This window comes from Cupriavidus sp. 207A1 (assembly GCF_057798955.1).
In genome coordinates this window covers 517,035-529,336 of the sequence record NZ_JBYOJO010000003.1, presented here as the reverse complement: position 1 = coordinate 529,336, position 12,302 = coordinate 517,035, and the positions used below count along the sequence as shown (strand labels likewise).

10 protein-coding genes are annotated in these 12,302 nt (G+C 69.1%); 7 read left to right on the top strand and 3 right to left on the bottom strand.

Annotation, left to right across the window (positions count from 1 at the left end; translation table 11 throughout):
• Positions 1–11: 11 nt before the first annotated feature.
• The gene (locus AC3FMM_RS08060; protein ID WP_116312604.1) at positions 12–452 is read left to right on the top strand and encodes a DUF2231 domain-containing protein; all 441 of its coding nucleotides are present in this window, start codon (positions 12–14) and stop codon (positions 450–452) included.
• A 12-nt stretch (positions 453–464) separates the two neighbouring features.
• Here AC3FMM_RS08060 and AC3FMM_RS08055 read toward each other — a convergent pair whose 3' ends face one another.
• Entirely contained in the window at positions 465–1,775 is a 1,311-nt protein-coding gene (locus AC3FMM_RS08055) for an NAD(P)/FAD-dependent oxidoreductase (protein WP_488686399.1), read from the bottom strand.
• A gap of 32 nt (positions 1,776–1,807) precedes the next feature.
• On the bottom strand, positions 1,808–3,235 hold the full coding sequence (locus AC3FMM_RS08050; RefSeq protein ID WP_488686398.1) for a homospermidine synthase: 1,428 nt from the start codon (positions 3,233–3,235) through the stop codon (positions 1,808–1,810).
• Between the two features lie 251 nt (positions 3,236–3,486).
• Between AC3FMM_RS08050 and AC3FMM_RS08045 the strand changes: the two genes are divergently transcribed.
• Positions 3,487–3,954 (top strand): hypothetical protein, encoded by a 468-nt coding sequence (locus AC3FMM_RS08045; protein WP_240987671.1) that lies wholly within the window; start codon positions 3,487–3,489, stop codon positions 3,952–3,954.
• A gap of 47 nt (positions 3,955–4,001) precedes the next feature.
• On the opposite strand, the gene AC3FMM_RS08040 is transcribed toward AC3FMM_RS08045, so the two are convergent.
• Positions 4,002–8,159 (bottom strand): putative Ig domain-containing protein, encoded by a 4,158-nt coding sequence (locus AC3FMM_RS08040; RefSeq protein WP_488686397.1) that lies wholly within the window; start codon positions 8,157–8,159, stop codon positions 4,002–4,004.
• A 413-nt stretch (positions 8,160–8,572) separates the two neighbouring features.
• On the opposite strand from AC3FMM_RS08040, the gene AC3FMM_RS08035 reads away from it, so the two are divergent.
• The 5 genes from AC3FMM_RS08035 to AC3FMM_RS08015 all read left to right on the top strand — a co-directional run bounded on the left by AC3FMM_RS08035 (position 8,573) and on the right by AC3FMM_RS08015 (position 12,281).
• Positions 8,573–9,121: a phage tail protein gene (locus AC3FMM_RS08035; RefSeq protein WP_115709570.1), complete on the top strand. Its 549-nt coding sequence runs from the start codon at positions 8,573–8,575 to the stop codon at positions 9,119–9,121.
• Between the two features lie 9 nt (positions 9,122–9,130).
• A complete protein-coding gene (locus AC3FMM_RS08030) occupies positions 9,131–9,667 on the top strand; it encodes a phage tail protein (RefSeq protein ID WP_115709572.1) in 537 nt (178 codons plus the stop codon).
• A 37-nt stretch (positions 9,668–9,704) separates the two neighbouring features.
• Positions 9,705–10,226, top strand: coding sequence for a phage tail protein (locus AC3FMM_RS08025; protein WP_115709574.1), 522 nt, complete (start codon positions 9,705–9,707; stop codon positions 10,224–10,226).
• 7 nt (positions 10,227–10,233) lie between these two features.
• The gene (locus AC3FMM_RS08020; RefSeq protein ID WP_116312609.1) at positions 10,234–10,746 is read left to right on the top strand and encodes a GNAT family N-acetyltransferase; all 513 of its coding nucleotides are present in this window, start codon (positions 10,234–10,236) and stop codon (positions 10,744–10,746) included.
• A gap of 305 nt (positions 10,747–11,051) precedes the next feature.
• Entirely contained in the window at positions 11,052–12,281 is a 1,230-nt protein-coding gene (locus AC3FMM_RS08015) for a hypothetical protein (protein ID WP_115709578.1), read from the top strand.
• The last annotated feature ends 21 nt before the right edge of the window (positions 12,282–12,302 follow it).

Sequence of the window (12,302 nt, the reverse complement as noted above, 5' to 3'; positions counted from 1 at the left end):
AAGGAGTCGCCATGCTCACTCCCGCCAGCATTGCCAAGCACCCGATCCATCCGATGCTGATCACCATCCCCATCGGCTTGTGGATCTTTTCCTTTGCCTGCGACCTGATCCGCTATTTCGGCGGCGACAGTCCCAACTGGCCGGTGGTGGCGCTCTATGCCATGGTCGGCGGCATCATTGGCGCGCTGATCGCGGCCGTGCCCGGCCTGATCGACCTGCTGTCGCTGCCCAGCGGCATCCGCCGCATTGCGCTGCTGCACATGGGTATCAACCTGACGGTGGTCGCGCTCTATGTGGTCAACGCCTGGTGGCGCATGCGCGGGGCCGGGGTTGGCGCCATCGTGCTGTCGGCGATCGCCATCGGCCTGCTGGTGGTGTCCGGCTGGCTGGGCGGAAAGATGGTGCATGTCCATGGCGTGGGCGTGCAGACCCCGCCGGCACCGCTGCGGTGACAAGGCTGGCCCTTACAGCAGGTCGCGCAGCTTGTAGTACCACATGCCCAGCACCAGCGCGGGGGTCCTGAACAGCGCGCCGCCCGGGAAGCGGTGATGCCGGATGCGGGTAAACACATCGAATCTCGACGCATCGCCGCACATCGCCTCGGCGATCAGCTTGCCGGCCATGCCGGCGAACGACAGCCCGTGGCCGGAGAATCCCTGCGCATAGTAAAGGTTGGTGCCGATGCGGCCCAGGTCGGGCGCCCGGTTCATGGTGATATCGACGAAGCCGCCCCAGGAATAATCGATATTCAAATCCGCCGTTTGTGGAAAGACCTGCAGCATGCGCGCGCGGATGCGCTGCACCAGGTTGCCGGGCGGGCGCGCGCTGAAGGTCTCGCCGGCGCCGAACAGCAGGCGGTTGTCGGCACTGAGACGGAAATAGTCGACGATCAGGTTGTTGTCGGATACCGCAACCCGGCTCGGCATCAGCGCGGCGGCACGTTGCGCGTCCATCGGCTCGGTGGCGATCATGTACGTTCCCACCGGCATGATGCGCGCCGCGATTTCCGGCGCGAGATGGTCGCCGAATTCGCCCAGGTAGACGTTGCCGGCCAGCACCACGTGCCGGCAGCGCACTTCGCCCTCGGCGGTCTTCACCACCGGCACCTGGTCGCGCTCGACGCGATACGCGGCCGAATTCTCGAAGACCTCGACACCCTGCCGGCGCGCCGCATCGCCCAGCCCCAGGCAGTACTTGAGCGGATGCAGGTGGCCCGAGTGCGGGTCATACGCCCCGGCGACAAAGCGGTCGCTGGCGACATGGCGGCCAAGGTGCGGACGTTCGACCCATTCGAGCGGATAGTCATAGCGCTCGCGCATATGGCGCACCCAGCGGCGCAGGCCGTCGACCTTGTGCGCCCTTGGCGCCAGCGTCATGTAGCCGCGCACGTGGTCGCAGTCGATGGCGTAGGTGGCGATGCGCTGCTCCAGCAGGCGCATGCCCTCGACCGATGCATTCCAGGCCGCCTGCGCGACCTCGGCCGGGCACTGGCGCTCGATCGCGCCCTCCCCCTCGGCGCCGAAGCCGACGATGGCCTGGCCGCCATTGCGCCCGGAAGCGCCCCAGCCGATCCGGTGCGCCTCGAGCAGCGCCACATGAAAGCCGCGCGCGGCCAGTTCCAGCGCGCAGGACAGGCCGGCGTAGCCGCCGCCCACCACGCACACCTCGGCCTCCGTGCGTCCCTGCAGCGGCGGGCTCGGCGCCGGCCGCGCGACGCTCGCCTCGTAGTACGAGTTTTCGATGACGCCCAGTTCTTTTTGCAGCAGCCCCGACATCGCCTTCGGCTCCGGTTGCGCCTGGCGTGCGCCTACGGCACGCGCACGTTGACGAACTGCCAGGGGTCTTCGTCGCCCGCTTCCGGATACAGCTGCGAGTGCTGCGCCAGCGGCGTCCAGTCGGCATAGACGCCGACCAGCTCGCCCAGGTAGGGACGCGCGATGCGCAGCACGGTTTCGTAATCCAGGTCATCGGGCTCGACCACGCCCGCGCGCGGATGCTCCAGCGCCCAGACCACGCCGCCCAGGATGCCGGCAACCACTTGCAGGCTGGTGGCGGTGTTGTGATCCACCAACTGCCGGGCCTGGTCCGTGGCCAGCCTGGAGCCGTACCAGTAGGCGCCGCGCGCATTGCCCATCAGCAAGACCCCGAGCTCATCCCTGCCGGCGACGATATCGTCGCGCAGGATGCGCTGGTGGTCCTGCTTGCGCCCGCCGTTGCCCATCAGTTCGTCGATCGACAGCAGCGCGTCGTCGCAAGGGTGGTAGGCGTAGTGCACCGTCGGCCGGTAAACGACTTCGCCGTTGTCGCGCAGGGTCAGGTGATCGGCAATCGAGATCGACTCGCCGTGCGTGATCAGAAAGCCGTGGCAAGGGCCACCGAGCGGCGTCCAGCTGCGCACGCGCGTGCCGAATCCCGGGCGCGTCAGGTACACCGCCGCATCCGAGCCGAACCCGTGCCGCCGCGCGTCCGCGGGCCAGTGCCGCTCGTGCGTGCCCCAGCCCAGTTCCGCCGGCTGCAGCCCTTCCTCGATGAAGGCGTCGACCGACCACGTATTGATGAACTCGTTGGCTACCTTGCGCCGGTCGCCCACCTGGGTGTCATGCTCGGCGATGTGGATGGCGCGGATATCGAGCTGGCGGGCCAGTGCCGCCCAGTCCTCGAAACTGGCCGGCCGCTCATGGTCGACGTCGTTGTCCGCAGCGATATTGACCAGCGCCTGCTTGACCAGCGCCGACACCAGGCCGGGGTTGGCGCCCTGCGTCAGGACCGCGGTGGGGCCGTCGCGCTTGTCGAGGCGGAACGCCAGCAGGCCTTCGCGCAGGGCATAGTTGCTGCGGCGTGACAGCGGCGCGTCCGGGTCCGTGGCCGCGCCTGCCCACGGCTCGATCGAGGTATCCAGGTACAGCGCGCCGTGCTCCCAGCAATAGCGCACCAGCGCCTCGCTCGAGACATTGACCGACAGGTTCAGCAGGAAGTCACCGTCGCCGACGAGGTCCTGCAGCACCTGCTTGTGGTTCTCCTCGGTCAGCGCCTTGGTCACCACGCGGATGCCATAACCCTGCGCAACCGAGAGATCGTTGCCAGCCGGACAGATCACGGTGATCTGCGCCGGCGTGATGTCGAGATGGCGCAGCAGCACCGGCAACACGGAACGCGCGATGCTGCCGAAACCAACGATCAGCATGCGGCCGTCCAGTCGGCCGAATTTCTTGAAAGTGGTTGCCGGCGCGTCCATCGCGTGCTCCCGAGATACCGCTGCCGCGGAGATGACTTTTATTTCTCATAAGCAATCCGCATGCCGGTCGCCCGGGTTGCGCGATGCGCAGCGATATGCCGCTGCCTGCTGCCGCGCACACCAACCGATGTGGCCTCAGGTAACTCTTGCCGCCTGACACCGGCAAACCTTGCAACGGTGTGCGCGGCAGCATGCGCGCCGGGCTGGAACGCCCCTTGCGGCTACCGTGCTTCCAACGCAAGGAGACGACGATGAAAGCTCGGACATGGATGATGGCATGGCTTGCCTGCACGGCGCTGGCAAGCGGTGCGGCACTGGCGCAGGGCGCCGGTGGCGCCGGTGGTGGCGGTGGCTCGGGCGGCAGCTCGGGCGGCGGCAGCGCCGGCACGGGCCCGTCAGGAACGACCGGCACGCCGGGCAGCCCGGGCACGCCCGGCACCGGCACCAGCATGACCGACGGCGGCGGCAAGGCCACCAGCGGCGACACGCACGGCAGCTCGCGCTCTTCGGCCGGCAAGCGGCATGGCACCGACGCCGGCGCGGGCCGCGCGGCGGGGGCATCGGGCGTGGCCGCGCCCTCCGGCTCGACCGGTTCGCCGTCCGTGACCGGCTCGGGAACCACGCGTAGCGGCGGACTGGACGCGCCCAGCACGGGCAGCGGCGGTACCGGCACCACCGGACCGTCGGGCGGCGCGCCTGGAACCGGCATGGGGCGCTGAGCGCGCTACCTGAGCGCGGACAGCAGCACGGGCGCGTGGCCTACCGTCTAGAACGGCGCCGCGAACGTCAGCCGCACGCCCTGCTGCAGCCCGCCCATGCCAACCATCACGTTGTAGTCGAGCCCAAACGTCATCGAGCGCCTGCGCAGCTTGCCGCCCAGCCCCAGTTGCAGGCGGTCGCGCCCGTATGGCGCGTTGCCCACCGTGTAGGCGGGGCCGGTGCCGGCAAGGTCAGCGTATGCCAGCCCGGCCGCGCTCTGGCCGCTGAAATCATGCTGGTACTCCAGCCGCGCGAACGGCAGGAACAGCCCCCATCGCGTCGACGTGGCGTATTCCGTGCGCAGCCCGAGCGTGCCGGACACCGTGGTCACGGTCTGGCCGAAATACGTCAGCGCGCTGAAGCCGGCGCCGGTCTCGGTGAACGGGTCGAGCGTGCTGTCGGAGACCGACAGCCGTCCGTACGGCGAGACCAGCCACGCCTCGCTCCGATACTCGTATCCCGCCGACAGCGAGGCAAAGATCTGGTGCCCGTCGCGCTTGCCGTAGGCGAACGCGCTTTCGTCACCGACCCAGCGGCGCGAGTCGAAGCTGAGCGAGCCATAGCCGGCGACGCCGTCGACAAACAGCGACGGCTGCGGCCGGTAGCTGCCATACAGCGCGGCACTGAAACTGTCCGCGGTGCTGCGCGTGCCGGCCGAACCCACCTCGGTGCTGTCGCGGCCATAGCCGAAGCCGATGCCGAGCGTGAGCTGGTCGGAGAAGCGATAGTCGACCCCGGCGGTCACGCCACCCGTGGTGAAGCGAAAGCCCGAGCGCTGCGTCCCCGCGTTGGCGAAGCCAAAGTCGACGGTGCCCGCGGTCCAGAATGCCAGGCGCGCGTCGTCGGTGTCGTCCGCGCCAGCCGCGTCGGCGCCGCTGCCGGGATCAGCGCCGCCGGGAAGGTCCGGGGCGTTGCCGGCGCCAGCGCTGGCCTCGGCGGTCGCGCGCGCGGCACGGGAGTTGGTCGCGGGGTCGAGCCCGCGTCCGCGCTGGCCGGTCGAGGCCGTGCCGCGCAGGCAGGCATCGCGCGCGGCGAAGCCTTCGACCGCCTGGCAGCGTTCCGGATCGGCCTGGGCGCGCGGCATCACCACCGAGATCTGGTTGCCTGACGGCGCCCTGCCCTTGCCGTGCAGCGCCTCCAGGCGCTGGTTGTAGTTGGCGACCTGCGCGGTGGCGAAGCGCCGCGCCGCCTGGATCTGCGCGTTGACCAGCCCGACCACGTCGGGATCGGTGGACGGATCCCGGCGCGCCGCCACGGCCACCTGGATCAGCGCCGGCGACGACGTCGCCACGGCATTGCTGAGCGTATAGGTCACCACCGCGGTGCCGGCGAAAGCAGCCGCCGGCACGAAGTTGACGGTGTAAGCGGTGGCGGCGAGCTGCCTGCCGTCGGCGGCCGGCGTCTTCGGCGCGGCGCTGGCGACGGTGGCGGTGCCGGCCTCGGCAGGCACCACCGACACGATCGCGGCACCGGTAAACGGCCCGCCGCTGGCGCCCTCGGTCACGTCGATGTCGACGGGCCGGCCCGCCAGCGTCGACACCTGCTTCTGCGCCACCGGCACCGGCACCGCATTGACCGTGACGGTCACCGGCACCGGCGCCGAGGTCCCCGCGCTGTTGACCAGCGCATACGTGAACGTGATCGGGCCCGACGCGGTCGGCACCGGCGTATAGACGATGTCCAGTCCGTTCACCACGGCGCTGCCGCTGCTCGGTGGCGTGACGATGCTGACGCCGGAGAAAGGCCCGTTGGCGGCGTTGGCGGCTGCATGGATCGTCACCGGCGCATTCGACAGCGTGGTCACCGCCACCGGCGGTGCCGAAGGCATGCCCTGCCCCGTCGCCAACGTATAGACGCGGCTGATGCTGTACGGGGCGCCGGTGCCGGTGCTGCTGTCGGTCACGCGCACCGTGAACGTATGGCTGCCGGCCGCCGACGGCGTACCGCTCAGCACACCGGTGGACGGGTTCAACGACAGCCCGGCGGGCAGCGATCCGGCCGCGACGGCAAAGGTGTACGGCGCGGTGCCGCCGCCGGCGGCAAACGCCTGGCTGTACGAAGCCCCTGCGACCGGCGCAGGCAGCGTCGCGGGCGACAGGCTCAGCGCCGGGGCGCTCACCGTCAGCGTATAGGCGCGGCTGCCGGTATAGGGGCCGGTGCCGGTGCTGCTGTCGGTGGCGCTCACGGTGACGTTGTACGTGCCGCCTGCGCTCGGCGTGCCCGACAGCACGCCGCCGGCCGATAGCGACATGCCGGCGGGCAAGGTGCCCGCCGTGATCGCAAACGTGTACGGCGCCGTGCCGCCGCTGGCCGTGAAGACCTGGCTGTAGGCCGCGGCGACGGCGGCCTGCGGCAGCGTGGCCGGCTGGATGGCAATGGTCGGCGCGCCGATCGCGACGCTGTACGCGCGGCTTCCCGAAAAGCCCAGGCTGTCGGTCGCGCGGATCGCGAAGTTGTAGTTGCCCCCGGCCACCGTGGTGCCGGCAATGGCGCCGGTACTGCCATTGAGCGTCAGCCCGGGCGGCAAGGCGCCCGCGACCACGCTGTACGTGTAGGGCGCGGTGCCGCCGCTCGCGCTCACGCTCTGGCTATACGCGATGCCCAGCGCGGGATTGGCCAGCGTGGCCGGCGTCAGCGTGACCGTCGGCGCCGCGATGGTCAGCGCATAGGCGCCGGCCACGCTGTAGGGCCCCGTCCCGCCGCTGCTGTCGTTTGCCTGGATCGTGAAGGACACGGTCCCCGCCGTGGCCGGCGTACCCGACAACACGCCCGTCGCGGTGTTGAACGCGATCCCTGCCGGCATGGTGCCGCTATTCACCGTGATCGCGTAGGTATAGGGTGCGGTACCGCCGCTCGCGACGAAGGCCTGGCTGAACGGCGTGCCCGCCGCCGCGCCAAGCGGCCCCGGCGCCGGCGACAGGCTCATCGCCGCGCCGCCCACCACCATCGACAGCGCGCCGCTGGTGACGCTGAAAGGCCCCGTCCCCGTGCTGCTGTCCGTGGCCCGCACCGTGAAGTTGAAGGTGCCGCCCGCGATGGGCGTCCCCGCAAGCACACCCGAACTCGACAGCGCCATGCCGGGCGGCAGCGCGCCCGACGCCAAGGTATAGGTGTACGGCCCGGTGCCACCGGTGGCCCCCGCCAGCGACTGGCTGTAGGCGCCTCCCACCGAGCCTGGAGGCGGCGATGACGGCGTGTAGATCAGCGTCGGGCTCGCCACGGTGATGGTCACGGTAGCGGGCGCCGAGGTCCCGGACGCATTGGTGGCCGTATAGATGAAACTGTCCGGTCCCGCGTAGGACGCGGTGGGCGTATAGGTGATCGAGGTACCGGTGGCGATCGCCGTGCCGTGGGCGGGCGGCGACACCACGCTGACGCTGGCGGCCGCGCCGCCGGTAAGGTTCAGCGTGATGGGGTTGCCGGCGCTGCCATACGCCACCGTGGCGCTGACGTTGTTGGCCACCGGGGGCGCCGAGACATAGGTGAACCGGTCGGCGGCGCTGATGGCGCTGGTGCCGGCGGCCGTAGTCACTGTCACGTCGACGGTGCCGGCCGAGCCAAGGGGCGCCGTGGCGCTCAGCGAGGTGGGGCTGTTGACCACGAACGATGCGGCCTCGGCGCCGAACCTGACCGCGGTCACGCCGACAAAGTTGGTGCCGGTAACGGTCACGGCGGTGCCGCCGCTGGCCGGGCCGGACGAAGGCGTCACCGCGGTCACGGTCGGCGGGCCGGCCACGACATTGAAGTGCACCGTGCCGGCGGGCGACCAGGTCGCGCCGTTGTCGCTGGTATAGAAGACTGCGGTGTCGGTGCCGACGAAACCGGCGGGCGGCGTGTAGACAAAGCCGTTTTCGTTCTGGCCGTTCGGCAGGTTGCCGTTGTAGACGTACAGCGTGCCGCCCTGCACAGTGGGCGTGGCCTGCGTCGATGCGCCGAAGTTGCCGTTGCCGAACGCGTCGTAGGCAATGCCGAACTGGTTCGGATCGCAGGCGGAGTAGTCCGCCACGGTGAAGGCATAGACCCTTTGCTGGTTGGACGTGGCGGCGATGTTCAGCGTGCACGAGACCGCAAAGGCCGGCGCGGGAGACCCCAGCAGCAAACCCAGCCACAGCGCCACCAGTAGCGACCACAGCCGGCAACGCCAGCCCTGCCAACTGCGATGCACACGTGCGACGGCCCCCGCCGTCCGCCCGGCACGCTCAGCGCCGGCGTAACCCCTGGCTTGTCTTGACACCCGATTTCTCCCGACACCCGCGGCTTGCGGCGGGTTGCCATTGCCGTCGTCGAGCGCGGCGCGCCGAGGCTTGGCCGGGCGCGGCTCGGGACGGCGTTGTTATTTTTGTTGACTTTCCGCTGGCATCGCCAACACTTCGGTCTGTCCGTGAATCGCGCGGGATGGGCTGCGGAACGGGCCGCAGTAGTGATGCGGCCCGGTGCAGAAAATACGTCAAATCGATCAATACGTAATTGATCAAATTTGATATCAGATATCAAATTTAATTAAATCGATGTTGGCGCGACGCCGTTGGCAGGCAGGCGCCGCGTCTTTTGGGTGTTGTTCAACCGGGGAGGCAGATCTTGGACCAGTATCTGGGGGAAATCCGGCTGTGCGCGTTCGCGTTTGCGCCGAAGGGCTGGGCGCTGTGCGACGGCGCCTTGTTGTCCATCGCGCAGAACCAGGCGCTGTTCAGCCTGCTCGGCACGCAATACGGCGGCAACGGCACCACCAATTTCGCCTTGCCCGACCTGCGCGGCCGCACGCCGCTGCACCGCGATCCCGACGGCATCGCACAGGGCCGGATGGCCGGGGTCGAGGCGGTCACGCTGACCACCGCGCAGGTGCCAGCCCATACCCATCCGTTCAACGTCTCTTCCAGCCCGGCGACGGCGCTGAACGTCGGCGTGTCGCAAGACCGCGTGCTGGCGGCCAGCAACCTGTACAACCCCAACGATCCGTCGATCTCCGGCCCCGGTGAGCTGCTGTACGGCACGCCCGACTCGCTCACGCCATGGCTGGACGAAGCCTGCGGCAGCACCGGCGGCGGGCAACCGCACGACAACATGCAGCCGTCGCTGGTGCTGAACTACATCATTTCGCTGGCCGGCATCTACCCGAGCCGGGGTTGAGGAGACATCATGGCGCAACCTTTCGTGGGTGAGATCCGCATGTTTGCCGGCAACTTTGCACCGGCGGGATGGCAATTCTGCGCTGGCCAGACGCTCAGCATTGCCCAGTACGAGATGCTGTTCTCGCTGCTGGGCACTATCTACGGCGGCGACGGCACCACCACCTTCAGGCTGCCGGATCTGCGCGGCAACCTGCCGCTGGGCCAGGGCGCGGGGCCGGGACTGAGCGAACGCACCATCGGCCAGGCCTTCGGCAGCCCGAACATAACGCTGCTGCCGGGCCAGATCCCCGGGCACACCCATCCGATCCAGGCGACCAACACCATGGCCTCGACGGTGACGCCGGGACCCGGCGTACTGCCCGGCACCACGCCGTCGCCCAACGCGTTCTACGACGCCGGCACCGCCAACCCGCCCGGCAAGAACGCCTTTGCAGCCGGCACGCTCGGCATGAGCGGCGGCACGCAGCCGCACAGCAACCAGATGCCGACGCTGTCGCTGAACTACATCATCGCCACGGATGGCATCTATCCGTCGCAAAGCTGAGCACCGGGCGGAAGCCAACCTGGACCACGGAGGCCATATGTCAGACCAGTACCTGGGAGAAATCCGCATCTTCGGCTGCGCCTACCCGCCGGCCGGCTGGGCCGCGTGCGACGGCCAGTTGCTGGCGATCCAGCAGAACACGGCGCTGTTCTCGCTGCTCGGCACCCAGTACGGCGGCAACGGCACCACCAACTTCGCCCTGCCCGACCTGCGCGGCCGCGCGGTGACCGGGCCGCTCGACAACCAGCCGGGCAATCCGCAGGGCGCGGCCACGGTCACGCTCACCGCGGCGGAAATGCCCGCGCACAACCACGCGGTTTACGGCGATACCGCGCGCGCGGTGTCCACCGAGGCCAGCGCCAGGCTGCCCGCCCGCTTCATGCTGCCCAACAACCAGAGCTGCATCCCCGTCAACGCCTCGCCGGCACCGGTCATGACCACGTTGTCGCCGCAGGCCGTGGGCACGGCCGGCGCCAGCCAGCCGCACGAAAACATGCAGCCCTGCACCGCGCTGATGTACTGCATCGCGCTGACCGGCGCCTATCCGCCGCGTCCGTAGGCCGCCGATGAACGCCATCGCCGTGCCCGGCATCGCGCTGCGGCCGGTCACCGCGACCGACGACGCCTTCCTGGCACGCCTGTACGCCAGCACCCGGGATGCGGAAATGCACCGCACCGGGTGGAGCGAGACGCAGCGCGCTGGCTTCCTCGCCATGCAGTTCAGCGCCCAGCAGCGCGCCTACCGGGCCTACCCGGATGCCGAGTTCCTGCTGATGCTGCGTCACGGCGAGACCATCGGGCGCCTCTATCTGCAGCACAACGCCCGCGCGTTGCGCGTGATCGACCTGTCCTTGCTGCCCGAACACCAGAACCAGGGCATCGGCGGCAGCGTGCTGGCGGCGGTGCAGGCGCTGGCCGGCAGCGTGGGCAAGACCGTCGACCTGCATGTGGAACGGCACAACCGCGCGCAGGCGCTGTACCGGCGGCTCGGTTTCCGGACGGTGCAGGACAACGGCATCTATCGACGGATGGTCTGGGACGGTCCACGCTCCGTTGCCGAAGGGCCCGCGCAGGCCTGAGTCAAACGCCGCTTACTGCCAGCGACCCTCATCCCGCCCTGCCTGCCCGCCCTGCCCGCTCGCCCTAATCCCGATGAGTAATGGCGAGCGGCATGGCGCGATCCTATATTGCCCCAGCAGCATCCATGTCCGGCGCAACGCGCAACGCACAGCGACATCGCTGCACGGAGCGCGGGCCAGTGCAACTACTCAGCCGCCAGCCGCGCTTCCGTTCCGCATCCCGATCAATAAGGCGGCACATTGTTGCGGGGGTGAATGCCGTTCCCGTTGCTTGATGACCGATTCGAGATCCGAGGGGTAACACCATGAACGCTCCAACCGTCAGTGCATTCGATTTCTCATCGCCCGGCGCCGTGCAGTTCAATGCCGGCGCCCCAGCCATCATCCTGGAGGCAAGCACCGTGCACGTGCTGGCCTGGATCTACGTGGACAGCGCGGGACTGCCCGCCGACCAGAAAGTATTTTCGCTCAGCCAATCGCTGATCCTGGGCGTCGGCACCGGCGATGGCGACGTGCCGATGCTCTATCCGGAGGTATGGGACAACGCCGGCAACCGCTACACCTTCCAGGCCGGGCAGATCCCGACCGACCAGTGGAGCCTGGTGGAAATGATCTGGACCCAGGGCCAGAGCCTGGTGGGACTGGTCAACGGGGTGCAGGTGCAATCGGTGCCGGTGTCCGGCAATCCGCTGCAGCCACCGGTGGCCGACGGCACCAGCTATGTGGGCGCGTTCTGGGACAGCTACTCGTATCCGTTCTGCGGCATGGTGCAGTCGGTGCTGCTGACCAACGGCGCCGACCAGACCGCCACCCAGGGCTTTGCGCTGCAGCCGTCGGGCGCGATCAGCAACTGGGGACCGAGCGGCCCGGTGTTCATCGGCGGCGCCAGCACCGTGACGCTCGACACGCCGCCGGCGACGCCCTACGGCGCGCCGGACCAGCCGCCCGCGCCAACCTACGTCGGCGAGCAAATGCCGGGCACCGTCACTGCCAGCACGCCGTTCGCCATGCTGGTACCGGGCACCGACAGCAGCACCTACACCATCCTCGGCATCAGTCAGGTGTGGCAGCAGCTGGTGGAGCTGACCGGACAGCCCGGCCTGGACACCGGCTACGAGGTCGACGTGACCACCGGCGTCAGCATCACCGACAGCGAAACCCAAACCCTTGGCGTCAGCCTGGGGCTGGAGTCGGGTTTCGATATCGGCGTGTTCAGCGCCAAGATCAACCTGACGCTCTCCTATTCGGTGTCGTTCACCGAGGAATTGTCGATCACCGAAGCCACCACCATCGCCAAGCGGTTCGACATCGACAAGCCCGACGTGACCACGACCGGAGTCTGGTGGCAAGCCGTGCCGACCCTCACCACGTTCCAGGTGGTCAACAACATGAACACGGTCGGCGCCAGCGTGCAGGACCCGCTGCCGGAGATCACCGCCACGGTCTATCCGCCGCAAAGCCAGCGCACGCTGAAGACCGGGACCAGCCCGCTGGCCGGCAAGGCGAGCGCGGCGCGGCCGTCGCTCAGGTTGTAGCGTTCCGGCCAGCCAGCGCCA